The sequence below is a fragment of the Micromonospora sp. CNZ286 genome (genome assembly GCF_014207755.1).
Genome location: NZ_JACHIZ010000001.1, coordinates 5,388,659 through 5,410,429, shown reverse-complemented (window position 1 = coordinate 5,410,429; position 21,771 = coordinate 5,388,659). Strand labels below are relative to the sequence as shown.

The window sequence follows — 21,771 nt, the reverse complement described above, 5'->3', positions numbered from 1 at the left end:
CTCCGGTCAGATCAGGTCGCGGCGGCGGAACACCGTGAACGCGGCGGCCACCAGCGCGCCGGTGAGCCCGAGCAGCACCACCAGCCCCGACGTCCAGGTGAGCGTGTAGGAGCCGTCGCAGTAGCCGGAGATCCCGGGGCCGCAGGCGTTGTTGTCCCAGAGCCGCACCTCACCGGACAGCCAGGCCGCCAGATAGCTGGACAGCATGTACCGGTCCGGCCGGCCGACCTCCAGGATCTGGAACACCAGCCGCGCCCCCAGCTCCCACACCACCACGTACGCGGCCACGGTGCCGAGCGCCGCCGACGTGTGCCGGCCCAGCGTGGCGACGGCGAACCCGAGCGCCGCGGCGAGCAGCACCAGCATCAGCCCGCGTACCCAGATCGCTGCGAGCGACGGCCAGAAGTCGCCGCCGGTCCGCCCGACCAGTCCGGACGCCTGGCCGATCAACCAGAAGGACCCCAGGTACGCCGCCGACGCCAGCACCGACAGGCCGAGCAGCCCGCCCAGCAGCGTGCCGAGCTTCGTGGCGAGCACCGTCGGCCGCCGGGGCCGCCACAGCAGCAGGTTGACCACCCCGCCCGAGTTCAGGTCGGCCCCGATGTAGGAGGCGCCGACCAGGAACCCGAACAGCGTCAGGAACGCGATCAGGAAGTAGAGCAGCGGCTCGGCCTCCTTGGCGAAGACGAACACACCGCTGAGGTAGTCGGCCGTGGTCGGCAACTCCTCGATCTGGGCCGGGTCGATCTGGGCGCAGTCGCGCGGCAGGTAGTCGTTCTCGCCCGGCGGGATCGTGCCCTCGCGGATCCGCAGGCAGCGGTCGTACGTCATCTCCATCTGGCGCACGCTCTCCGCCGCCTGCGCCTGCGCCCGGCTCAGCTCCGCCGGGCCGGGCCGGTGCGAACCGGCGAGCGTGGTCACCACGGTCACCGCGAAGGCGGCAGCCAGCAGCACCACCATGAGCTGCACGAAGCGCCGGGCGGCCAGCCGCTCCAGCTCGGCACGGACCAGGTTCACGCGTCCACCTCCCGGCTCTCCCGGACGTCGAGGTCGATCACACCGTCGTTCGGCGGCGCGCCGTCGACCTGCCGCGGCACCGCCACGTGCTCGTTGCCGCCGGTCAGCTCCAGGAAGACGCTCTCCAGGTCCGGCCGCAGCGGGACCAGCTCGCGTACCCACATGCCCTGCTCGCCGAGCGTCCGGCTGATCGTCTCCGGATCCTGCACACCGGTCACCACCAGGTGGTCCGGCGCGACCGCCACCGACAGGCCGGCGCGGCCCAGCACCTGCCCGGCCTGCTCCGGATCGGCCACCCGGACCCGCCACTGGTGCTGGTCGAAGCCGGCCAGCACCTCCTCCACCGGCCCGTACGCGACCCGCTGCCCCCGGCTCACGATCGTCACGTGGTCGCAGATCAACTGGATTTCGGCGAGGATGTGGCTGGACAGCAGCACCGTCACCCCGGCCTCGGCCAGCGACCGGGTCAGGTCGCGCATCTCCCGGATGCCGGCCGGGTCCAGCCCGTTCGCCGGTTCGTCCAGGATCAGCAGCTCCGGGTTCTTCAGCAGGGCCGACGCGACCGCCAGCCGCTGCTTCATGCCCAGCGAGTAGCCCTTGACCCGCTCGTCGCCCCGGTCGCGCAGCCCGACCTGCTCCAGCACCTCGTCCACCCGGGCGGTCGGCACACCCCCGGCCAGGGCCAGCAGCCGCAGCGTCCGGTGCGCGGTGAAGTTGGCGAAGAACTGCGGGCTCTCCACGATCGCGCCGACCCGCCCGGCCACGTCCGGCAGGTGCTCGGGGGACTCGGCACCCAGCACGCGCATCCGCCCGGCGTCCGGCCGGACCAGCCCCAGCAGCGCGCGCAGCGTGGTGGTCTTCCCGGACCCGTTCGGCCCCAGGAAGCCGTGCACCTGGCCCGCCTCGACCAGCATGTCGAAGCCGTCGACGGCGACCCGGCGCCCCTGGCGCAGCGTGTGGAACGTCTTGCGGAGGCCGGCGATCTCGATGACCGCGCTCATCCGCGCGCCTCCCGGCAGCGGTCGGGCATGGGTGTCCTTCCGGAAGCGGTGACCAACGACACGGCGCCCCACCCTATGGCGGCGGCGCCGCCCGTGGGGGGCGCCGGGCCGGGTGCGTGATTGGATGGAGCGGTGACTGGTGACCTGATCCCCGGCGCCCCGGGCGCCCTCGCCCCCTCGACCGTGGACGCGGATCTGGTGGTCAGCCTCGACGGGGTCGGCGTCAAGCGTTCCGGCACGGCGCTGGTGCACGACGTCGACTGGCGGGTCGAGCTGGACGAACGGTGGGTGGTGCTCGGACCGAACGGCGCGGGCAAGACCACGCTGCTCAACCTGGCCGCCGGCCGGCTGCACCCGACCAGCGGCGTCGCGCACGTGCTCGGCGAGCGCATCGGCCGTACCGACGTCAACGAGCTGCGTACCCGCATCGGCCTGTCCACAGCGACGCTCGCCGAGCGGATCCCCGCCGAGGAGCGCGTCGTCGACGTGGTGGTGACCGCCGCCTGGTCGGTGGTCGGCCGCTGGCGGGAGAGCTACGACCGCACCGACGAGGTCCGCGCCGCCGCGCTGCTGCGCCAGCTCGGCGTCGGCCACCTCACCGACCGCACGTACGGCACGCTGTCCGAGGGCGAGCGCAAGCGGGTCCAGATCGCCCGCGCGCTGATGACCGACCCGGAGCTGCTGCTGCTCGACGAGCCCGCCGCCGGGCTCGACCTGGGTGGGCGCGAGGACCTGGTGGCCCGGCTGGCCGAGCTGGCGTACGACCCGGACGCGCCCGCGATGGTGCTGGTCACCCACCACGTGGAGGAGATCCCGCCGGGCTTCACCCACGCGCTGCTGCTGCGCGAGGGTGCCGTGGTGGCGCAGGGCCTGCTCGCCGCCGTGCTCACCGCCGACAACCTGTCGAAGACGTTCGGCCTTCCGCTGGTGGTCACGCGGTCCGGCGACCGCTGGGCCGCCCGCGCCGCCTGAGCGACGGGACGACACAGTGCCGCAGACCCGGATCGCCGTCGTCGGCAGTGCCAACATGGACCTGGTCGGCATCGGCGCCGCGCTGCCCCGGCCCGGCGAGACCGTGCTGGGCGACGACTTCGTCATGCTGCCCGGCGGCAAGGGCGCCAACCAGGCGGTCGCCGCGGTACGCGCCGGCGCGTCCTGTGTCTTCCTGGGCGCGATCGGCTCGGACTCGTTCGGCGTGACGCTGCGGGCCCGGATGACGGCGGCCGGCGTGGACACCGGCCACCTGCGGGTGGTCTACGGCCCGTCCGGCGTCGCGCTGGTCATGGTCGGCGGTGCGGGGGAGAACGCCATCCTGGTCACCCCCGGGGCGAACGCCGCGTTCACGTCGCTGACCGCCGGCGAGCTTTCCGCCGTACGCGATGCGGACGTGCTGGTCGCGCAGCTGGAGGTGCCGGTCGAGACGGTGACCGAGGCGGCGCTGGCGGCCCGGTCCGCGGGCACCCGGGTGGTGCTCAACGCCGCGCCGGCCCGGTCGGTGCCGGCCGAGCTGCTGGCGGCCACCGACCTGCTCGTGGTGAACGAGCCGGAGGCGCAGGCGCTGACCGGTCGCGGCCGGGACGAGCCGGCGGCGCTGCTCGACCTGGTGCCCCGGGCGGTGCTCACGCTCGGCGGCGACGGCGCCTGGTACGTCGACCGGGACCGCCCGCCGACGCACGTGCCGGCCGTGCCGGTGGACGTGGTCGACTCGACCGCCGCCGGGGACGCGTTCACCGCCGCGCTCGCGGTGGCCTGGGGCGAGGGGCGGGACCTGGCCGACGCGGTCCGCTGGGCGGCGGCCGCCGGTGCGGCGTGCGTGCGCAAGCTCGGTGCCTCGGTGGCGCTGCCGCACCGCGCGGAGATCGACGAGCTGTTCCCCGGCGGTTAAGAAGGGGCCCTTCCTCTACCGGAGGCGTTAAGAAGGGGCCCTTCCTTACACCTCGTCGGTGAGGCGCTCGCCGCGGCGGCGCAGCATGCCGAGCCCGGGGATGCCGGCGACCGCGAGCTTGAGATCGCGTGTGACGTCCAGCAGGTCGTGCAGGTCCGGGCCGACCCGGTCCAGCGTGGCCAGGATCGGCAGCACGTCCGAGGTGAGATGGTCCTTGAGCTTCGGCAACTCGTCCACCAGCCGGATCGCGGCGGTCACCTCCTCCGGGCTGAGCTGCTCCACGAAACGCGCTGCCATCGGCGCGGCCCGGCGCAGCGTCGCCTCGTACGCGGTCAGCAGCTCGGTCGCGACGCCCGTCGCCTTCTCGGCGGTCGCCAGCGTGCCCGCCGCCCGCGCGGTCACCGTCTCCGCCTCGGTCACCACACCGGCCGCCGTCCGGGCCACCCGGTCGGCCTGGCCGACCACCGTGGCCGCCGCCTCGGAGACCCGCTGCGCCTCGCCGACCACCACCGTCGCCGCGGCGGCCACCTCGGTCGCCGTGTCGATCGCCGCGGTGGCGGCGGTGCTGATCACCGCCACCTCGCGGACCGCCGTCTCGGCGTCGGTGAGCACCCGGTCGGTGCGGTCGAGCGTGCCCTCGATCCGGTCCACCACCCCGTCGATCCGCCGGACCAGCGCCTCCACCTGATCGAGGACGGCGAAGGCGCGGGCGGGTACCGAGGCCACCGTGGCGGCCGAGCCGAGCGCCTGGTCCAGGGCGGTACGGGTGAGGCCGAGCACGGCGCCGGGCCGGGGAAGAGGGATCGCCATGACATCCAGTGTGCGGCGTCGCTGCCAGTGCCGCCCGACGGCAGCCGGGCGGCGAAGGTCACGCCGGGCCGCCGACGCGGCGTAGGGTGCCGGCATGCCCACCCCCGGCCCGGCGTCGCGGCGACTGCTCGCCTGCGGCGTGGTCGCGCTGCTCGCCGTCGTCCTGGGCGCCCTGCTCCTGGCCCGCGCCGACGCCGGTCTGAGCACCCGGCGGGCGACCGTGGCGGGAGTCCCGCTGACCGAGGTCCGGGCGGACGGCGTGAGCGGCGACCTGCGGCCCGGGGTGGTGATCGCGCACGGCTTCGCCGGGTCGGCCCGGCTGATGCGGCCGCTCGCCGACTCGGTGGCCCGCCGGGGCGGGATCGCGGTGCTGCTCGACTTCGCCGGCCACGGCGCCAGCCACGCCCGGCTACCAGGCGCGGGCCGGGACGAGGAACGCAGCCGGGCGCTGCTGCGGCACGACCTGGACGTGGCGGTCGCCTGGCTGCGCGGGCGTCCCGGCGTCGACCCGGACCGGATCGTCCTGGTCGGGCACTCGATGGGCGCGGGCGCGGTCACCCGGTACGCGGTGGCGCATCCGGAGATCGACCGGACCGTGGCGATCTCGCTGCCCGACGGCGGTGACGTGCCGGCCGGCTGGCCCGGGAGGCTGACGCTCGTGGTGGGCGGGCTGGAGTTCGCCGGCTTCCGCCAGGCGGTCGACGAGGCGACGCGGGACGCGCCACCGGGCACCCGCACGCGGGTGGTGGCACCGGGCACCGAGCACGTGTCGGTGCTGTGCGCCGCGTACCCACGCCGCGGTGCTCGACGCGCTCCCGGACCGTACCGGCGGGCCGCCGCCGGCCCCGCTGACCCGGCCGGGCGGCGCCGGGCTGCTGCTGGCAGGGCTCGCGCTGGGCTTCGTGCCGCTGGCGGCGCTGCTATCGCGCCGGGCGGGGGCGGGCACCGGCGGTCCGCGTACGGGTGCGGGCCGGTGGCTCGCCGCGACGGTGGCGGCGGCCGGGCTGGGCGCCGCGCTCGCCGCACTGCTGCCGACCGCCCGGCTGCCGCTCGCCGTGGGCGGGGACGTGGCAGTGTTCCTGCTGTTCACCGGCGTGCTGCTGGCCGCCGCAGCGCGCTTCGCGCAACCCCGCCGGCCACCGGTGACCGCGGGCGGCGTCCGGTCCGCTGCCGTTGCCGTCGTGCTCCTCGGGTACGCCGCGCTCGCCGTCGCGCTGCCGCTGCACCTCGGCCTCACCTCGACCGTGCCGGTCGGGGCCCGGTGGTGGCTGCTGCCCCTGGTGACGTTCTGCTGCCTGGTCTTCCTGCTCGGCGCCGAACGGCTCGCGGACGGCCACGGCATCCGGTACGCGGCCACCGGAGGGATCGCCGTGCTGGTGCTCGCCGTCGCCGCGGTGCTCGGCCTGGCACCCGGGTTCGTGCTGCTGGTGGTGCCGCTGTTCGCGGCGCTGGTGGCCTGGCAGGCGGCCTGGGCCGGAGTGCTGCGCCGCCGGGCCGCGCCGTGGTGGCTGGCGTCGTCGGTCGGGGCGGTGGTGCTCGCCTGGCCGATCGCGACCACGCTGCCGCTGGCCTGACCGTCGCCGCTATCTGCTGTCGGTCTGCTGCTCCACGGCGCGTTGCACGGCCCGGTAGATCTGCCCGAACCGCAGCGCGTCGGGCGTGCGGACCAGCATCGTCTCCCGGCCGTGGTGCTGCACCCACAGCTCGTGCACCCGGTTGCCGCGCTCGTAGGAGCGGTCCAGCCACCCGAGCGGCACCTCCAGGAACGGGGTGAGCGCCAGCCCCGCCACCACGAACGCGGCCAGGATGATCAGGGCCAGTTTCCACTCGCCCCGGTCCTGCGCGGACCAGGCCAGCGAGAGCACGCAGACCACAGCGACGAGGGGTGGCAGCGACAGCAGCAGGACCAGCACCCCGCGGCCCAGCACCCGTCCCCGGACGGCGAGCGTGGTGGCGCCGCGTGCGTGCCAGACGTACGTGACGTCGGCGAGCGCGACGACCTGCCCGCCCGCGTGGATCGCCTCCGAGGTGACCTGTACGGCGTCGTCCCGGTAATAGAGGACCATGAATCAGCCTAACCGCGTGTGTCGACAGCGGACGGTCGAGCGTCGGTAGGATGACGGCATGACGGACCGGAACGGGGCCGGAACCGGCGGTGACGAGCAGGCGCGCAACGTCGAGGTGGTCAGGCGCTACCTGCGTACCTTCGTCACGAAGGACCTGGCCGAACTGGCCGAGGTGGTCGACGAGGACGTGGAGATCTACGGCTCCGGCACCGCGGTACGCGGTCGGCGCTACCCCGAGGCCGCCGTCTCCTCACCCGGCCTGACGGTGATCAACCAGGATATCCGGGAGATCTTCGCGGCCGGGGACCGGGTGGTGGTGTCGCTGGCGCAGACGTACCGGCGGGACGCGACAGGTGCGACCACGGTGCAGAGCGCCTGCAAGATGTACCGCCTGGCCGGCGGCCGGATCGTGCAGTTCTGGGGCGAGCAGGACACCTACGGTCTGTTGCGCGGGCTCGGCCTGCTGCCGGACGAGCCGATCACGTTCTGACCCGTGGCGGCAGGACCGGCCGCGGGACGACCGGCCGCGGGACGACCGGGTGCGGTACGACCCGGCCCGGGGCGACCCGGCGCGGACGGCAGGCTCTCCATGGCGCGCTGCACCGCCCGGTAGACCTGCCCGAAGCGCATCGCGTCGCGGGTGTGCAGCAGCCGCACCGGGCGGCCCCGCCATTCGGCCCACATCTCCATCTCCCGGCTGCCCCGGGCGTACGAGCGGTCCAGGTGTTCGAAGAGGAAGTCCGCGAGCGGGCCGACGGCGAGGCCGACCAGCACCGAGACGCCGACGACGGCGACGGTGACCGCCGCCGAGCGCTGCAGCCACACGGCCAGCGCGATGCCCAGCACGGCGGCCACCAGCGGCCCGGCGAGCGCGGCCCCGATCGCGCCGCGCCCGGCGAGCACCCGCCAGGAGCGGTCGCCCCGCCGGTGCCACACGGTGGTCAGTTCGACCAGCGGGTAGCTGCGCCCGTCCACCCGTACCGCTGTGGAGGTGACCTGGACGGAGCGGTCGTCGTAGTAGGTGATCATGGCCTCACTCCCGGTGGCGGGGCTGCGGCGACTCGGGCGGCGACCTGGGGAGTCGCCGACACCACACTGTCTACCCCAACGAGGCGAGTCGTAAGGTTGGCACGCGACTTCGACGAGGAAGTGAGGGCAGCGTGGGCGAGTTCGTCAGGCTGGAAGTGAAGGACGGCATCGGCACCATCCGGCTGGAGCGGCCGCCGATGAACGCGCTCAACACCCAGGTGCAGGAGGAGTTGCGCGCCGCCGCGTCGGCGGCCACCGGCGACGCCGAGGTCCGCGCCGTGATCGTGTACGGCGGCGAGAAGGTCTTCGCGGCCGGTGCGGACATCAAGGAGATGGCCGACATGTCCTACGTGGACATGGCGGAGCGCGCTGCCGACCTGTCCAGCGCGCTCGGCGCGATCGCCCGCATCCCCAAGCCGGTCGTCGCCGCGATCACCGGGTACGCGCTCGGCGGCGGCTGCGAGCTGGCGCTGGCCTGTGACTGGCGGATCGTGGCCGAGGACGCCAAGCTCGGCCAGCCGGAGATCAAGCTGGGCATCATCCCGGGCGCCGGCGGCACCCAGCGGCTGGCCCGCCTGGTCGGCCCGGCCCGCGCCAAGGACCTGATCATGACCGGGCGGATGGTCGACGCCGCCGAGGCGCTGCGGATCGGCCTGGCCGACCGGGTGGTCCCGGCCGCCGAGGTCTACGACGCCGCTGTGGCGTACGTGAAGCCGTTCCTGACCGGGCCGGTGCAGGCGCTGCGCGCGGCGAAGGCGGCTGTCGACGGCGGTCTGGACATGGACCTCACGTCGGGCCTGGCCTGGGAGAGCCAGCTCTTCGCGGCGCTGTTCGCCACCGACGACCGGCGCGAGGGCATGGCCGCGTTCGTGGAGAAGCGCAAGCCGGGCTTCACCGGTCGCTGACGCGAGAGCTGTTCACATCCGCGATACCGGCCAGTACCGTGACCCCGGTCGGTCGACGAAGGGGAATGGCATGACGGAGCGGATCGAGGGCCACGGGGGCGATCTGGCACTCGCGGCACTACGCGCGCACGGCGTACGGGAGATGTTCACGCTGTCCGGCGGGCACGTCTTCCCGCTCTACGACGCCGCGCACAGGGCGGGTTTCCCCCTCTACGACGTGCGGCACGAGCAATCCGCGGTGTTCGCCGCCGAGGCGGTCGCCAAGCTCCAGCGCCGCCCCGGCCTGGCCGTGCTCACCGCCGGCCCCGGCGTCACCAACGGGATCTCCGGCCTGACCAGCGCGTTCTTCAACGCCTCACCGGTGCTGGTGCTCGGTGGGCGGGCGCCGCAGTTCCGCTGGGGCTCGGGCAGCCTCCAGGAGATGGACCACCTGCCGCTCGTCGCGCCGGTGACCAAGCACGCCGAGACGGTGTTCAGCGCCGACGACATCCCGCGCGCGGTGTCGGCGGCGCTGACCACCGCGCTCACCCCGCACCGCGGCCCGGTGTTCCTGGACTTCCCGCTGGAGGCGGTCTTCTCGGTCGGTGACGCCGACCTGCCGGCGGTCACGCCGCCGGCGCCGATCGAGCCGGACCCGGACGAGGTGGCGAAGGCGGCCCGCCTGATCGCCGGCGCGTCGCGGCCGGTCGTCATCGCCGGCTCCGACGTGTACGCGGGCGACGCCGTCGAGGCGCTGCGCGCCGCCGCCGAGTCGCTTCGGGTGCCGGTGTTCACGAACGGGATGGGCCGGGGCGCGCTGCCGCCGGAGCATCCGCTCGCCTTCGCCAAGGCCCGCCGGGTCGCGCTCAAGGGCGCCGACGTGGTCGTGGTGATCGGCACCCCGCTGGACTTCCGGCTCTCCTTCGGCGACTTCGGCGACGCCCAGGTGGTGCACGTGGTGGACGCGCCCAGCCAGCGGGCCGGGCACGTGCAGCCGGCCGCCGCGCCGGCCGGTGACCTGCGGCTGATCCTCGGCGCGTTCGCCGACCACGCCGGTGACCGGGCCGACCACGCCGACTGGATCGCCGAGCTGCGGACCGCCGAGGACGCGGCGAAGGCCCGCGACGCGGAGGAGATGGCCGCCGAGAGCGACCCGATCCGCCCGGCCCGGATCTACGGCGAGCTGCGCAAGGCGCTCGCGCCTGATGCCATCACCATCGGCGACGGCGGCGACTTCGTGTCGTACGCCGGCCGCTATCTGGAGCCGGCCCAGCCCGGCACCTGGCTCGACCCCGGCCCGTACGGGTGCCTCGGCACCGGCATGGGCTACGCGATGGGCGCCCGGGTCAGCCACCCGGACCGGCAGATCTGCGTGCTGATGGGCGACGGCGCGGCCGGCTTCTCGCTGATGGACGTGGAGTCGCTGGTCCGGCAGAAGCTGCCGGTGGTGATCGTGGTCGGCAACAACGGCATCTGGGGGCTGGAGAAGCACCCGATGCGGGCGATGTACGGCTACGACGTGGCCGCCGACCTCCAGCCCGGCCTGCGCTACGACAAGGTGGTCGAGGCGCTCGGCGGCGCGGGCGAGACGGTGGAGAAGGCCGCCGACCTCGGGCCCGCGCTGGGGCGCGCGTTCGACTCGGGCGTGCCGTACCTGGTGAACGTGCTGACCGACCCCGCGGACGCGTACCCCCGTTCGTCGAACCTGGCCTGACCACGGCGCGTGCGGGCCGTCCACCGGGTGACCGGCGGGCGGCCCGCTGCGCGTGTCAGACCTCGGGGCGGTCCCTGTCGTCCGGGCGGCCGCGCAGCTCCTCCTCGCGGCGGCGCAGGTCCTCCTCCCACAGCCGTAGCCGTTCCTGGTCCTCGCGGCGGGACCGCTCGTCCAGCGAGGCGAGGAACTCCGGGTCGTCGTCCGGTGCGAGCGGGCGGCGGGCCGGGGCGGCGGGACGGGCCGTGCCGGTGACGCCGGCGGTCCCGGCCGGGCGCTCGCGGCCCACGAGGAACCAGGCGATCGAGCCGACCAGCGGGAAGAAGAGAATGATCAGCACCCAGATCATCCGGGGCAGCGCCTTGACCTTCTCCTCGTCGGCGGAGAGGCAGCTGATCAGCGCGCACACGGCGAGGACGATCTGGACCAGGAAGAGCAGCACGTAGAGGCGGGCCATGACTCATGATGGCTCACCGCCGCTCGTCAGCGCACCCCGCCGAGCACGTGCGCCACGCCGAGCACCGCAAGTCCGGCCGCGCCGAGCGCGGTCAGCGGCACCGACCATCTGTCGAACCGGCGCGGTCCGGTGCCGGTGGCCCGGTGCCACGTCACCACGAGCACGGCGAGCCAGACCACCACCGCGAGCCCGGCCGGCGCCGCGTCCGCGGCCCGGCCGCCGAACGCCGGCCGGAGCTGGAGCAGCAGCACCGCGGTGAGCGTGAGCAGCGTCCGCCGCCACGCCAGCCGGGTGCGCTCGGGTTGCAGGCCGGGGTCACGGGTCACCGCGCGCCGCCCACCAGCACGGCGGCCACCAGCAGCAGCGCGCCGACCGCGACGACGAGCGCGAGGACGGCCGGGAAGCGGGACGCGGGCAACTCCTCGTTCAGCCGCATGGCGCGTTCGGTGCGCGCCCAGTGGTCGACCGCCCGGATCGAGACGGTGGCGCCGAGCAGCAGCAGCGCGACCGCGAGCGTCTCGCGCAGGTGGGCCAGGCGCAGCGGCGGCAGGAACTGCGCGGCGGCCAGCCCGCCCGCCACCAGCGCGAGACCTGTTCGCAGCCAGGCCAGGAACGTCCGTTCGTTCGCCAGCGAGAAGCGGTAGTCCGGCGGGGTGCCGACCGAACGCAGCTCACGCGGGTCGAACCAGCTCTTGATCGACTCCCACACGCTGCCGATTATCCGCTTTGCCCCGCGCCTAGCCTGGGGGGATGACCGATCTTGACGCGCGCGAGCTGCGCGACGCCTACGACAGCCAGATCCGACCGGAGCTGCCGGACCCGCTGCCGGCCGGGGTGACGGTCGAGCGCGACGGCCCGCTGTTCCGCGTGCTCGGGCTCGACCACCGAGGCTTCCTGACGTACCGGACGCTCGACGGTCTGGCCGGCGCCGAGCTGGACGCGCTCATCGCCCGGCAGGTCGAGGTCTTCCGGGACCGGGGCGAGCCGGTCGAGTGGAAGCTCGCCGGTCACGACGAGCCGGCCGACCTGGGCGACCGGCTGCGCGCCGCCGGATTCGTGCCGGAGGACCAGGAGACAGTCGTGGTCGGCCCGGTCGCGCCGCTCGCCGCCGCCGTCCCGGTGCTCCCCGAGGGGGTACGCCTGCGCGAGGTCACCAGCCGGGCGGACCTGGAGCGGATCGCCGCGATGGAGGAGGAGGTCTGGCACTCCGACCGCAGCCACCTGGTGTACGGGCTGGTCCGGGAGATCGAGGCCGATCCGCAGTCGATCACGATCGTGGTGGCGGAGGCGGGCGAGACCGTGATCAGCGCCGGCTGGATCCGTTACCAGCGGGGCACCGGCTTCGCCAGCCTCTGGGGCGGCTCGACGCTGCCGCAGTGGCGCAGGAAGGGCGTCTACCGGGCGCTCGTGGCCCACCGGGCGCGGCTGGCGCAGCAGCGCGGCAAGACGCTGCTCCAGGTGGACTGCTCGCCGGACAGCCGCCCCATCCTGGAGCGGCTCGGGCTCGTTGCGGTCACCACCTCCACGCCGTACGTCTACACTCCGTGATCATGGAACGGTTGACGGCGGACGAGCGGCTCACCCTGAAGACCGGTGCGTTCGGTGCCGTCTTCCTGGTCTCCAACGCCGTACCCGGGGTGCTGGCCATGGTGCGGGAGAGTTTCGCCGCCTCCGGCGCGCTCGCCGAGGTGGGGGGCGTGGTCAAGGAGGCGCTGACCACCGGGCCGCTGCCGCAGCTCCCCCGGGACTCGGTCCTGGAGGTCGAGTCGGTGGTGCTGCCCGCGCTGGGCCGGTCGGTGGAGATCCTGCGCGCCAAGTCGCCGGGCGACGTCGAGACGTACCGGTCGGTGGTGCTGGCCGCGGCGGAGCGGGTGGCCCAGGCGCACCGGGGGATCGAGCCGGCCGAGGCGGCGGCGATCGAGAAGATCCGGCAGGCGCTGGCCGAGCCGGTGTGACGGTGGTGAGTTGCGTCACTCCGGGCCGCCGGGGTGGCCATGCTACTTGCGGGTAACATTGCTCCGTGGGGAAGTGCACAGCAGCCCGCGGTTGACCCACGTTGCGTCACGCGGGAGGCTGCGCCCGTGACCGGGCGAGTGATCGCTACACCAAACAGGAGGGTCGTCGAAGCGCGATGAACATCGTCGTACTCGTCAAGCAGGTGCCCGATTCGGGCGCGGACCGCAACCTGCGTTCTGACGACAACACCGTCGACCGCGGTTCGGCGAACAACGTCATCAACGAGATGGACGAGTACGCCATCGAAGAGGCGTTGAAGATCAAGGAGGCGCACGGCGGCGAGGTCACCATCCTGACCATGGGTCCGGACCGGGCGACCGAGTCGATCCGCAAGGCGCTCTCCATGGGCCCGGACAAGGCCGTTCACGTGGTGGACGACGCCCTGCACGGCTCCTGCGCGGTGGCCACCTCGAAGGTGCTCGCCGCCGCCCTCGGGCAGCTCAACGCCGACCTGGTCATCTGCGGCGCCGAGTCGACCGACGGCCGGGTCCAGGTCATGCCGCACATGATCGCCGAGCGGCTGGGCGTGGCTGCCCTGACCGGCGCGCGCAAGCTCACCGTCGACGGGTCGAACCTGACCGTCGAGCGGCAGACCGAGGAGGGCTACGAGGTGGTCACCGCCTCGACCCCGGCCGTCGTCTCCGTCTGGGACACCATCAACGAGCCGCGCTACCCGTCCTTCAAGGGCATCATGGCGGCCAAGAAGAAGCCGGTGCAGACGCTCTCCCTGGGCGACCTGGGCGTGGCCCCGGCCGAGGTGGGCTTCGACGGCGCCACCAGCGCCGTGGTGGAGCACTCCAAGCGCCCGCCGCGCTCCGGCGGCGAGAAGATCACCGACGAGGGCGAGGGCGGCGTGAAGCTGGTCGAGTTCCTCGCCACCGAGAAGTTCGTGTGAGAGGTCACTGACATGTCTGAGGTTCTCGTCGTCGTCGAAGCCACGAAGGAATTCGGCGTCAAGAAGGTCACCCTGGAGATGCTCACCCTCGCCCGCGAGCTGGGCACCCCGAGCGCCGTCGTCCTCGGTGGCACCGGCGCCGCCGAGGCGCTGAGCGCCAAGCTCGGCGAGTACGGCGCGGAGAAGATCTACGCCGCCGAGGGCGAGGAGATCGACGGCTACCTGGTGGCCCCCAAGGCCACGGTGGTCGCCGAGCTGGTCAAGCGCGTCCAACCGGCCGCCGTGCTGCTCGCCTCGTCGCAGGAGGGCAAGGAGATCGCCGCCCGCCTCGCGGTCAAGCTGGACAACGGCATCCTGACCGACGTGGTCGGCCTGGCCGCCGACGGCACCGCCACCCAGGTCGCGTTCGCCGGCTCCACCATCGTCAAGTCCAAGGTCACCAAGGGCCTGCCGCTGGTCACCGTCCGGCCGAACTCGCTCAACCCGGCCCCGGCCGCTGCCACCCCGGCGGTCGAGCAGCTCACCGTGTCGGTCACCGACGCGGACAAGCTCGCCAAGGTCGTCGAGCGGGTCGCCGAGCAGAAGGGCTCCCGCCCCGAGCTGACCGAGGCGTCGGTGGTCGTCTCCGGCGGTCGCGGTGTCGGCAACGCCGACAACTTCAAGCTGGTCGAGGAGATGGCCGACCTGCTCGGCGGCGCGGTCGGCGCGTCCCGCGCGGCAGTCGACTCCGGCTACTACCCGCACCAGTTCCAGGTGGGCCAGACCGGCAAGACCGTCTCCCCGCAGCTCTACGTCGCGCTGGGCATCTCCGGTGCGATCCAGCACCGGGCCGGCATGCAGACCTCGAAGACCATCGTCGCGGTGAACAAGGACGCCGAGGCGCCGATCTTCGAGCTGGCCGACTACGGCGTGGTCGGCGACCTGTTCAAGGTCGTCCCGCAGGCCGCCGAGGAGATCCGCAAGCGCAAGTGAGCGTCGCGTGAAAGAAGGCCGCCGCCCGGTGCACCGGGCGGCGGCCTTTCTCGTAGGGAGCTGATCGGCGGGCCGGGGAGCTGAGCCGGCCCGCCGATCAGCCCGTCAGGGTGCCCCTCAGCAGGCTGTCGCCGGAGTGGCCGGGCTTGTTGTCGTACTGCTCCGCGCTGACGTCGACCACGGTGTAGGTACGCAGGTCGACGTTCGGGGGGATCGGCAGGAGCGCGTCCCCTGATCCGTTGCTCAGCGTACCCACGGAGAACATATCCATCGTGTTCGGATCGATCAGCCAGACCTCGTAGTACCCCGGAACGGTCGGGAGATTCGCCACGTGCAGATGCAATCGGTGGTCGCCGAGCACCCGGGCGTCGCCGGAGGCGTCCTTCGGCGTCGAACCGAACGCGGCGAGCGGCGCGCTGGCCAGCACCGGCGGCCGGGGATCGGTCTCCTCGCCACCGCCGAGCACCGCGGCGGTTCCGGCCACGCCGATCACCGCGGCGGCTGTGGCGGTGACCGCCGTGGTCGCCCAACCCGGCCAGCGCCGGCTCCGCCGCGGACGACGTGCCACGACGGGTACGGCGGCCGGCTCCACCGGGTCGGCCGGGCGCGGCAGGCGCCTGTCGGTCAGCGCCGGCAGCTGCTCGGCGGCCCGGACCTCGGCCATGATGCCCTGCCAGATGTGCTCCGGCGGGTCGGGCAGCTCGGCCAGGCCCTGGGTGCCCGCGCCGAGCCCGGCGACGTGCTGGAGCGTCTCCACCTCGCCCCGGCAGTGGTCGCAGGTGTCCAGATGGGTGGCCTCGCCGTCAGCCGCCTCGCTCTCACCGAGCGCCAGAAAGACCAGCCGGTCGTGGTCCAGGTGCTGCACCGTCCACCTCCCATCTGCGTTTCAGGCTCTGCATGCCGCGTCTGATGTGACTCTTGACGGTGCCGAGCGGCACTCCGGTCACCGCCGCGATCTGCTGGTGTGTCAGGTCGTCGTAGAACGCCAGCTCCAGCATCCGGCGCTGCTCGTCCGGGAGCCGGGCCAGCTCGTCGGCGACCACCAGGCGGTCGACCACGGTGTCCGGGTCGGGGCCGGTGGAGACCGGCTCCGGCAGTTGCTTCACCGTCTCGACCACCCGGGTCTCCCGGGCCGAGGCCCGGATCCGGTCGACCACCTTGCGCCGCCCGATTCCGAGCAGCCAGCCGACCAGTGAGCCTTTCGCCGGGTCGAACGTCTCCCGGCCGAGCCAGGCGGCGACGAACGTCGCCTGGGTCACGTCCTCGGCGTCGCTGCGGTTCACGAGCGTCGTGGTGGCCAGGTGCAGCACCGCTCGCCCGTACCTGTCGTACGCCTCTCGCAGGGCCGCCTCGTCGCCGTCGCGGAACCGGGTGGCGAGGTCGTCCTCGCCCGGCGGTTCGGGGCCCTGCCTCGCCGCCGTCACCGGGCGGCTCGCCTTCCGTGGGGCATGCCCGACTGTAACTCCCACAGCCTTCGCCCCACTCTCCCGGTGTGTCGGTCACGACCCTCGTCACCTCTCCTTCGTCGCCGGAGGGTCCGGCGGATGCGCCCGGAGACGGAAAAAGAAATCGGATCCGGGCGCATCCGGGGGCGACGGAGCCGGCGTAACCCGTTCTGCAAGCCAGGCCTGACGAATCAGCACCAACCACCAGGAGGCAGACAATGCAGTACGCGATGTTCCGTCGGGTCGCCGCGGGCGGCGCAGTGGCCGCCCTCACCTTCGCCGGCGTCGGCGCCGCCACCATGAGCCCGGCCTACGCCGCCTCGTCGAAGGTCTCCGTGGTCCACGGCATCCCGGACACCCCGGTCGACGTGTACGTCAACGGCGAGAAGACGCTGAACAACTTCAAGCCCGGCGACGTCGCCGGCCCGCTCACCCTGCCCGAGGGGGAGTACGACATCGCCCTGACCAAGCCGGGTGAGGCGATCGACAAGGCGATCCTGAAGGTGGACGACGCGGCGGTGCCGGGCGGGGCGAACATCAGCCTCGCCGCCCACCTGAGCGCCGCCGGCGAGCCGCAGATCACCCCGTTCGTCAACGACGTGTCCAAGGTGGGCGCCGGCAAGGCCCGGCTGATCGTCCGGCACACCGCCGCCGCCCCGGCCGTCGACGTGCGGGCCGGCGGCAAGCCGGTCTTCGAGGGCCTGACCAACCCGAAGGAGGCGAAGGCGGACGTGGCCGCCGGCTCGGTCGAGGCGGACGTGGTGCTCGCCGGCACCGACACCGTCGCCATCGGCCCGGCCGACCTGAACCTGAAGGAGGGCACCGCCACCATCGTCTACGCGATCGGCTCGGCCGAGGCGAAGAACCTGAGCGTGGTCGCCCAGACCATCAACGGCCTGCACTCGGCGCCGGGCGGCGTGCCCAGCGGCACCGGCGGCCAGGCCGGCACCGGCGTGGACACCTGGTGGTACGTGCTGGCCGGGGCCGGCGTGCTGCTCCTGGTCGGCGGCGGGGCGCGGGTGGCGGCAACCGCCCGGGCCGGTCGCCGGTGACGGTGCGCAACCGCGGGGCGCTGGCGGCGATGGCCGCCGGCGCCGCCGCGCTCACCCTGGCGGGCGTGGTGGCGTGCGGATCCGAGCCCGCCGAGGACGTCGGCGGCGACGAGGTGACCGCCCTGGCCGGCGCCACACCCACGCCCACACCGGCGGCGACGGCAACCGGCGGCGGTTCGGTACCGGTGAACCCGGGGACGCTGCCGGCCGACAGCGAGATCGTGCCGCCGGTGAAGCTGAGCATCCCGCCGATCCGGGTCACCGCCACCGTCAACCCGGTGGGCGTCAACGAGCGCACCGACGAGTTCGAGGTGCCGCCCAGCGTGGACCAGGTCGGCTGGTACCGCTACGGCCCGGGCCTGGAGGCCGGCGCCGGCTCGGTGGTGATCGCCGGGCACGTGGACAGCGCCGAGCAGGGCAAGGGTGCGTTCTTCCGGCTGCGTGAGCTGGGCCAGGGGGACGAGCTCACCGCCACCGGCTCGGACGGCCGCGAGCGCTCCTACCGGGTGGTGGCCCGGGAGGAGTACCGGAAGTCGAAGATCCCGCTGGAGCGGTACTTCGCGCGCGACGGTGAACCCCGCCTCACGCTGATCACCTGCGGCGGGCCGTTCGACTCGAAGACCCGCAGCTACCGGGACAACATCGTGATCACTGCCGTTCCCGCGTGATCACGGCCGTTCCCGCGTGAGCGCGCGAGAGCGGGCCGGACCGCCCCGGGTGGGACGGGGCGGTCCGGCCCCCGGTGCCTGGTACGCAGGCCGTTAGGCTGAACCGTGATGGCATACCTTGATCACGCGGCGACGACCCCGATGCTGGACGAGGCACTCGAGGCGTACGTCGCTGCCGCCCGCGAGGTCGGCAACGCCTCGTCGCTGCACGCGGCGGGCCGCCGGGCCCGGCGGCGGGTGGAGGAGTCCCGCGAGCGGGTGGCCGCCGCGCTCGGCGCCCGCCCCTCCGAGGTGATCTTCACCGGCGGCGGCACGGAGAGCGACAACCTCGCCGTGAAGGGCGTCTTCTGGGCTCGTCGCGCCGCCCGGGCCGACCGGGTCCGGGTGGTCTCCAGCGCGGTCGAGCACCACGCCGTCCTCGACGCGGTGGACTGGCTGGTCGAGCACGAGGGCGCGCAGGCCGGCTGGCTGCCGGTCGACGCGGCCGGACGGCTCGATCCGGAGCGACTGCGCGCCGAGCTGGCCGAGCACGGCGAGCGTGTCGCGGTGGTCACCGCCATGTGGGCCAACAACGAGGTGGGCACCGTCCAGCCGGTGGCCGAGCTGGCCGCCGTCGCCGCCGAACACGGGGTGCCGTTCCACACCGACGCCATCCAGGCGGTCGGGCAGGTACCCGTCGACTTCGCCGCCAGCGGCGTGTCGGCGCTCACCGTTACCGGGCACAAGCTCGGCGGCCCGGCCGGTGTGGGCGCGCTGCTGCTGGCCCGCGACGTGGCGGCCACCCCGCTGCTGCACGGCGGCGGCCAGGAGCGCGACGTACGCTCCGGGACGCTGGACACCGCCGGCATCGTCGCGTTCGCGGTCGCCGTCGAGGCCGCGGTCAAGGGCCAGCAGGAGTACGCCGCCCGCGTCGCCGCGCTCCGCGACGAGCTGGTCGAGCGGGTCCGGCAGGCCGTCCCCGAGGTGATCTTCAACGGCGACCCGGCCGACCGGCTCCCGGGCAACGCGCACTTCTCCTTCCCCGGCTGCGAGGGAGACGCGCTGCTGCTGCTCCTGGACGCCCAGGGCATCGCCTGCTCGACCGGGTCGGCCTGCTCCGCCGGGGTGGCCCAGCCCTCGCACGTGCTGCTGGCGATGGGCGCCGACGACGACCGGGCCCGGTCCTCGCTGCGCTTCACGCTCGGCCACACGAGCACCGGCGCGGACGTGGACGCGCTGATCGCCGCGCTGCCCGCAGCGGTGGAGCGGGCCCGCCGCGCGGCCGCCCTCCGTACTCCCCGCTGACCCGGATACGCTCGGTGAGGACGAGGGGAGTGGGCCGGTGAGGGTTCTGGCGGCGATGTCGGGCGGGGTGGACTCCGCCGTCGCGGCGGCACGGGCGGTGGAGGCCGGGCACGACGTGACGGGCGTGCACCTGGCCCTGGCCCGTAACCCGCAGACGTACCGCACCGGCGCCCGGGGCTGCTGCACGCTGGAGGACTCCCGGGACGCCCGGCGCGCCGCCGACGTGCTCGGCATCCCGTTCTACGTGTGGGACATGGCCGACCGGTTCCACGACGACGTGGTGGACGACTTCGTGGCCGAGTACGCCGCGGGGCGTACCCCGAATCCCTGCCTGCGTTGCAACGAGAAGATCAAGTTCGCGGCGGTGCTGGACCGGGCCGTGGCCCTGGGCTTCGACGCGGTGGTGACCGGCCACCACGCCCGGCTCGGCGCGGACGGCCTGCTGCGGCGCAGCGTGGACGCGGCCAAGGACCAGTCGTACGTGCTGGCGGTGCTGACCCGCGCGCAGCTCGACCGGTCGATCTTCCCGCTCGGCGACTCGACGAAGGCCGAGGTGCGCGCGGAGGCCGCCCGGCGCGGCCTCGCCGTGGCCGACAAGCCGGACTCGCACGACATCTGCTTCATCGCCGACGGCGACACCCGCGGCTTCCTCGCCGAGCGGCTCGGCGAGGCGCCGGGCCAGGTGGTGGACGCGCTCACCGGCGCGGTGGTGGGCAGCCACAGCGGCGCCTACCAGTACACCGTCGGACAGCGGCGCGGCCTGCACCTGGACCGCCCGGCGCCGGACGGTCGGCCCCGCTACGTGCTGTCCATCACCCCGACCACGAACACGGTGACGGTCGGCCCGGCCGAGGCGCTGGAGGTCTCCGACGTACGCGCCACCCGCCCGGTGTGGACCGGCGGGCCGCGCCCGGACGGGCCGGTCGAGTGCGAGGTGCAGCTCCGGGCGCACGGCGACGTGGTGCCGGCCGCCGTCGAGGTCGACGCCGACGGCCTGCGCGCGTCGCTGCGCCGCCCGGTCCGGGGTGTGGCAGCCGGCCAGGCGATAGTGGCCTACCGGCCGGACCCGGCCGGTGACGTGGTCCTCGGCTCCGCCACCATCACCGCCGCCTGACCGGCGACGGGCAGCGGATAGGCTGCGGCCGTGACTGAGCAGGCGTGGCCCTGGCCCACCGGCGCGGCGACCGGCATCGGGTCGCTGCCCGGCACCGACATCGCCGAGGCGCAGCGGATCGTGCTCGGCGAGCTGCCCGCACTGCCGCACCTGCCCGAGCTGCCCGCCCGGGGGCCGGGCGCGGACATCGTCGGCCGCACCGCCGGCCTGCTCGTCGAACTGCCGGTCGAGCTGTACGCGGCCCGCTGGCGGATCGCCCCGCGCCCCGGCCGGGACCTGCGCCGTGCCCGCGACCTGATGGAACGCGACCTCGACCAGCTCGCCGAGCAGGCCGAGGAGTACGCCGGACCGGTCAAGGTCCAGGCCGCCGGCCCGTTCACCCTCGCCGCCGTGCTGGAGCTGCCGATCGGCGGCCGGATGCTGCGCGACCCGGGCGCGGTACGCGACCTCGCCGGCTCGCTCGGCGAAGGGCTGCGCGGGCACGTCGAGGCGGTGACCCGGCGGCTGCCCCGTGCCTCGGTGCTGCTCCAGCTCGACGAGCCGTCCCTGCCGGCGGTGCTGGCCGGCCGGGTGCCCACCGAGAGCGGATTCGGCACCCACCGTCCGGTGGAGACCGAGGTGGCGCGGGCGCTGCTGCACGACGTGATCGAGGCGGCCGGTGTTCCGGCGCTCGTGCACTGCTGCGCGCCGGACGCGCCGCTGGAGCTGATCCGGTCCGCCGGTGCGGTGGGCGTCGCGCTCGACCTGTCGCTCGTCACCGACCTCGACCCGCTCGGCGAGGCGATCGACGCCGGGCTCGGGCTGCTGGCCGGCGCCGCGCCGACGCTGCCGCCGCCGTCCGGCCGGGCGCCGACGTCGGCCGAGGTCGCCGACCGGGTCCGGCGGGTCTGGGACCAGCTCGGCTTCCCCCGCCGCCGGCTGGCCGAGCAGGTGGTGGTCACCCCCGCGTGCGGCCTGGCCGGCGCCACCCCGGGGTACGCCCGCGCGGTGCTCACCGCCTGCCGCGACGCGGGCCGGCGGCTCGCCGAGGACTGACGTTTTTCCGTCGTACCCGCCGGGCACGATGACCGGCATGATTGGACGACTGCGTTCCACAGTGATCGACTGCCCCGATCCGCGCGCGCTCGCCGCCTTCTACTCCGAGCTGCTCGGCCTGCCCGTGGTGGAGGAGAACTCCGACGGCGACGAGTGGGTGGTGCTCGGCGGCCCACCCGGGCACCAGCCGCGGGTGGCCTTGCAGCGGGCGCCGGGCCTGCGCACCCCCGACTGGCCCGACCCGGCCCGGCCGCAGCAGTTCCACCTCGACGTGAGCGTCGACGACATCGAGGCGGCCGAGAAGGCGGTGCTGGCGCTCGGCGCACGGCGGCTCCCCGGTGAGGGGGAGGGCTTCCGGGTCTACGCCGACCCGGTCGGCCACCCGTTCTGCCTCTGCTGGGACTGATCTTCCGCCACTTGCGCGGCGGGG

26 protein-coding genes and 1 pseudogene are annotated in these 21,771 nt (G+C 74.2%); 17 read left to right on the top strand and 10 right to left on the bottom strand.

Going from position 1 to position 21,771, the window contains the following annotated elements; translation table 11 throughout:
- Window positions 1–6: 6 nt before the first annotated feature.
- Both FHX31_RS23860 and FHX31_RS23855 read right to left on the bottom strand, forming a co-directional pair.
- On the bottom strand, window positions 7–1,017 hold the full coding sequence (locus FHX31_RS23860) for an ABC transporter permease subunit (RefSeq protein ID WP_013474284.1): 1,011 nt from the start codon (window positions 1,015–1,017) through the stop codon (window positions 7–9).
- A complete protein-coding gene (locus FHX31_RS23855; RefSeq protein ID WP_013474285.1) occupies window positions 1,014–2,018 on the bottom strand; it encodes an ABC transporter ATP-binding protein in 1,005 nt (334 codons plus the stop codon). The genes FHX31_RS23860 and FHX31_RS23855 overlap by 4 nt, the downstream gene beginning before the upstream one ends.
- Before the next feature lie 132 nt (window positions 2,019–2,150).
- Between FHX31_RS23855 and FHX31_RS23850 the strand changes: the two genes are divergently transcribed.
- On the top strand, window positions 2,151–2,990 hold the full coding sequence (locus tag FHX31_RS23850) for an ABC transporter ATP-binding protein (protein ID WP_184977209.1): 840 nt from the start codon (window positions 2,151–2,153) through the stop codon (window positions 2,988–2,990).
- Between the two features lie 16 nt (window positions 2,991–3,006).
- Window positions 3,007–3,903, top strand: coding sequence for a ribokinase (locus FHX31_RS23845; RefSeq protein ID WP_047893915.1), 897 nt, complete (start codon window positions 3,007–3,009; stop codon window positions 3,901–3,903).
- 45 nt (window positions 3,904–3,948) lie between these two features.
- On the opposite strand, the gene FHX31_RS23840 is transcribed toward FHX31_RS23845, so the two are convergent.
- Window positions 3,949–4,713: a hypothetical protein gene (locus tag FHX31_RS23840; RefSeq protein WP_013284442.1), complete on the bottom strand. Its 765-nt coding sequence runs from the start codon at window positions 4,711–4,713 to the stop codon at window positions 3,949–3,951.
- Window positions 4,714–4,807: 94 nt separating this feature from the next.
- On the opposite strand from FHX31_RS23840, the pseudogene FHX31_RS32815 reads away from it, so the two are divergent.
- Together FHX31_RS32815 and FHX31_RS32810 are read left to right on the top strand one after the other, a co-directional pair.
- Window positions 4,808–5,260: pseudogene (locus FHX31_RS32815) on the top strand (alpha/beta hydrolase); the annotation flags it as partial.
- A 253-nt stretch (window positions 5,261–5,513) separates the two neighbouring features.
- Window positions 5,514–6,287, top strand: coding sequence for a hypothetical protein (locus FHX31_RS32810; RefSeq protein ID WP_486481697.1), 774 nt, complete (start codon window positions 5,514–5,516; stop codon window positions 6,285–6,287).
- Between the two features lie 9 nt (window positions 6,288–6,296).
- Here the strand turns inward: FHX31_RS32810 and FHX31_RS23830 are convergent, their stop codons facing one another.
- Complete coding sequence (locus FHX31_RS23830) at window positions 6,297–6,779, bottom strand: DUF6232 family protein (RefSeq protein WP_123111008.1); 483 nt, start codon at window positions 6,777–6,779, stop codon at window positions 6,297–6,299.
- A gap of 58 nt (window positions 6,780–6,837) precedes the next feature.
- On the opposite strand from FHX31_RS23830, the gene FHX31_RS23825 reads away from it, so the two are divergent.
- Window positions 6,838–7,269, top strand: coding sequence for a nuclear transport factor 2 family protein (locus tag FHX31_RS23825; protein WP_184977208.1), 432 nt, complete (start codon window positions 6,838–6,840; stop codon window positions 7,267–7,269).
- Here the strand turns inward: FHX31_RS23825 and FHX31_RS23820 are convergent.
- Entirely contained in the window at window positions 7,215–7,808 is a 594-nt protein-coding gene (locus FHX31_RS23820; RefSeq protein WP_123111010.1) for a DUF6232 family protein, read from the bottom strand. The two genes, FHX31_RS23825 and FHX31_RS23820, sit on opposite strands and share 55 nt — an antisense overlap.
- A gap of 131 nt (window positions 7,809–7,939) precedes the next feature.
- Between FHX31_RS23820 and FHX31_RS23815 the strand changes: the two genes are divergently transcribed.
- Together FHX31_RS23815 and FHX31_RS23810 are read left to right on the top strand one after the other, a co-directional pair.
- On the top strand, window positions 7,940–8,713 hold the full coding sequence (locus FHX31_RS23815; protein ID WP_013284447.1) for an enoyl-CoA hydratase/isomerase family protein: 774 nt from the start codon (window positions 7,940–7,942) through the stop codon (window positions 8,711–8,713).
- A gap of 70 nt (window positions 8,714–8,783) precedes the next feature.
- The gene (locus tag FHX31_RS23810; protein WP_184977207.1) at window positions 8,784–10,406 is read left to right on the top strand and encodes an acetolactate synthase; all 1,623 of its coding nucleotides are present in this window, start codon (window positions 8,784–8,786) and stop codon (window positions 10,404–10,406) included.
- Between the two features lie 55 nt (window positions 10,407–10,461).
- Here the strand turns inward: FHX31_RS23810 and FHX31_RS23805 are convergent, their stop codons facing one another.
- From FHX31_RS23805 to FHX31_RS23795, 3 genes are read right to left on the bottom strand one after another with little or no spacing between them, the layout of a single operon-like run.
- Window positions 10,462–10,860, bottom strand: coding sequence for a PLD nuclease N-terminal domain-containing protein (locus FHX31_RS23805; protein ID WP_013284449.1), 399 nt, complete (start codon window positions 10,858–10,860; stop codon window positions 10,462–10,464).
- Window positions 10,861–10,886: 26 nt separating this feature from the next.
- A complete protein-coding gene (locus tag FHX31_RS23800) occupies window positions 10,887–11,186 on the bottom strand; it encodes a DUF202 domain-containing protein (protein WP_013284450.1) in 300 nt (99 codons plus the stop codon).
- Entirely contained in the window at window positions 11,183–11,569 is a 387-nt protein-coding gene (locus FHX31_RS23795) for a YidH family protein (RefSeq protein WP_013284451.1), read from the bottom strand. The genes FHX31_RS23800 and FHX31_RS23795 overlap by 4 nt, the downstream gene beginning before the upstream one ends.
- Before the next feature lie 41 nt (window positions 11,570–11,610).
- Between FHX31_RS23795 and FHX31_RS23790 the strand changes: the two genes are divergently transcribed.
- From FHX31_RS23790 to FHX31_RS23775, 4 genes are all read left to right on the top strand, one after another.
- Window positions 11,611–12,408: a GNAT family N-acetyltransferase gene (locus tag FHX31_RS23790; protein ID WP_013284452.1), complete on the top strand. Its 798-nt coding sequence runs from the start codon at window positions 11,611–11,613 to the stop codon at window positions 12,406–12,408.
- A 2-nt stretch (window positions 12,409–12,410) separates the two neighbouring features.
- Window positions 12,411–12,815 carry a hypothetical protein gene (locus tag FHX31_RS23785; RefSeq protein WP_091331941.1) on the top strand — a complete coding sequence of 135 codons (405 nt, stop codon included), beginning with the start codon at window positions 12,411–12,413 and terminating at the stop codon, window positions 12,813–12,815.
- A 176-nt stretch (window positions 12,816–12,991) separates the two neighbouring features.
- On the top strand, window positions 12,992–13,771 hold the full coding sequence (locus FHX31_RS23780; protein ID WP_013284454.1) for an electron transfer flavoprotein subunit beta/FixA family protein: 780 nt from the start codon (window positions 12,992–12,994) through the stop codon (window positions 13,769–13,771).
- 12 nt (window positions 13,772–13,783) lie between these two features.
- Entirely contained in the window at window positions 13,784–14,743 is a 960-nt protein-coding gene (locus FHX31_RS23775) for an electron transfer flavoprotein subunit alpha/FixB family protein (protein WP_123111013.1), read from the top strand.
- A gap of 97 nt (window positions 14,744–14,840) precedes the next feature.
- Here the strand turns inward: FHX31_RS23775 and FHX31_RS23770 are convergent, their stop codons facing one another.
- Window positions 14,841–15,608 (bottom strand): anti-sigma factor domain-containing protein, encoded by a 768-nt coding sequence (locus FHX31_RS23770; RefSeq protein ID WP_013474294.1) that lies wholly within the window; start codon window positions 15,606–15,608, stop codon window positions 14,841–14,843.
- Window positions 15,562–16,167, bottom strand: a complete 606-nt coding sequence (locus tag FHX31_RS23765; RefSeq protein ID WP_013284457.1) for an RNA polymerase sigma factor — start codon at window positions 16,165–16,167, stop codon at window positions 15,562–15,564. The genes FHX31_RS23770 and FHX31_RS23765 overlap by 47 nt, the downstream gene beginning before the upstream one ends.
- Window positions 16,168–16,406: 239 nt before the next feature.
- Here FHX31_RS23765 and FHX31_RS23760 point away from each other — a divergent pair, with 239 nt between their 5' ends.
- From FHX31_RS23760 to FHX31_RS23735, 6 genes are all read left to right on the top strand, one after another.
- Window positions 16,407–17,240, top strand: coding sequence for a DUF4397 domain-containing protein (locus FHX31_RS23760; protein ID WP_013474295.1), 834 nt, complete (start codon window positions 16,407–16,409; stop codon window positions 17,238–17,240).
- Entirely contained in the window at window positions 17,237–17,908 is a 672-nt protein-coding gene (locus FHX31_RS23755) for a class F sortase (protein WP_013284459.1), read from the top strand. The genes FHX31_RS23760 and FHX31_RS23755 overlap by 4 nt, the downstream gene beginning before the upstream one ends.
- Window positions 17,909–18,016: 108 nt before the next feature.
- Complete coding sequence (locus FHX31_RS23750; RefSeq protein WP_071096453.1) at window positions 18,017–19,192, top strand: cysteine desulfurase family protein; 1,176 nt, start codon at window positions 18,017–18,019, stop codon at window positions 19,190–19,192.
- 37 nt (window positions 19,193–19,229) lie between these two features.
- Complete coding sequence (gene mnmA / locus FHX31_RS23745) at window positions 19,230–20,306, top strand: tRNA 2-thiouridine(34) synthase MnmA (protein WP_013284461.1); 1,077 nt, start codon at window positions 19,230–19,232, stop codon at window positions 20,304–20,306.
- Between the two features lie 30 nt (window positions 20,307–20,336).
- Window positions 20,337–21,341, top strand: a complete 1,005-nt coding sequence (locus FHX31_RS23740; protein ID WP_047893160.1) for a methionine synthase — start codon at window positions 20,337–20,339, stop codon at window positions 21,339–21,341.
- Window positions 21,342–21,378: 37 nt separating this feature from the next.
- On the top strand, window positions 21,379–21,747 hold the full coding sequence (locus FHX31_RS23735) for a VOC family protein (protein WP_030270144.1): 369 nt from the start codon (window positions 21,379–21,381) through the stop codon (window positions 21,745–21,747).
- The last annotated feature ends 24 nt before the right edge of the window (window positions 21,748–21,771 follow it).

Excerpts from the sequence above, each read along its gene's own strand:
- FHX31_RS23840 (WP_013284442.1), bottom strand. The coding sequence starts at position 4,713 with ATGGCGATCCCTCTTCCCCGGCCCGGCGCCGTGCTCGGCCTCACCCGT.
- FHX31_RS23750 (WP_071096453.1), top strand. The coding sequence starts at position 18,017 with ATGGCATACCTTGATCACGCGGCGACGACCCCGATGCTGGACGAGGCA.
- FHX31_RS23790 (WP_013284452.1), top strand. The coding sequence starts at position 11,611 with ATGACCGATCTTGACGCGCGCGAGCTGCGCGACGCCTACGACAGCCAG.
- FHX31_RS23760 (WP_013474295.1), top strand. The coding sequence starts at position 16,407 with ATGCAGTACGCGATGTTCCGTCGGGTCGCCGCGGGCGGCGCAGTGGCC.
- FHX31_RS23810 (WP_184977207.1), top strand. The coding sequence starts at position 8,784 with ATGACGGAGCGGATCGAGGGCCACGGGGGCGATCTGGCACTCGCGGCA.
- FHX31_RS23780 (WP_013284454.1), top strand. The coding sequence starts at position 12,992 with ATGAACATCGTCGTACTCGTCAAGCAGGTGCCCGATTCGGGCGCGGAC.
- FHX31_RS23775 (WP_123111013.1), top strand. The coding sequence starts at position 13,784 with ATGTCTGAGGTTCTCGTCGTCGTCGAAGCCACGAAGGAATTCGGCGTC.
- FHX31_RS23830 (WP_123111008.1), bottom strand. The coding sequence starts at position 6,779 with ATGGTCCTCTATTACCGGGACGACGCCGTACAGGTCACCTCGGAGGCG.
- FHX31_RS23825 (WP_184977208.1), top strand. The coding sequence starts at position 6,838 with ATGACGGACCGGAACGGGGCCGGAACCGGCGGTGACGAGCAGGCGCGC.
- FHX31_RS23855 (WP_013474285.1), bottom strand. The coding sequence starts at position 2,018 with ATGAGCGCGGTCATCGAGATCGCCGGCCTCCGCAAGACGTTCCACACG.
- FHX31_RS23785 (WP_091331941.1), top strand. The coding sequence starts at position 12,411 with ATGGAACGGTTGACGGCGGACGAGCGGCTCACCCTGAAGACCGGTGCG.
- FHX31_RS23805 (WP_013284449.1), bottom strand. The coding sequence starts at position 10,860 with ATGGCCCGCCTCTACGTGCTGCTCTTCCTGGTCCAGATCGTCCTCGCC.
- FHX31_RS23820 (WP_123111010.1), bottom strand. The coding sequence starts at position 7,808 with ATGATCACCTACTACGACGACCGCTCCGTCCAGGTCACCTCCACAGCG.
- FHX31_RS23735 (WP_030270144.1), top strand. The coding sequence starts at position 21,379 with ATGATTGGACGACTGCGTTCCACAGTGATCGACTGCCCCGATCCGCGC.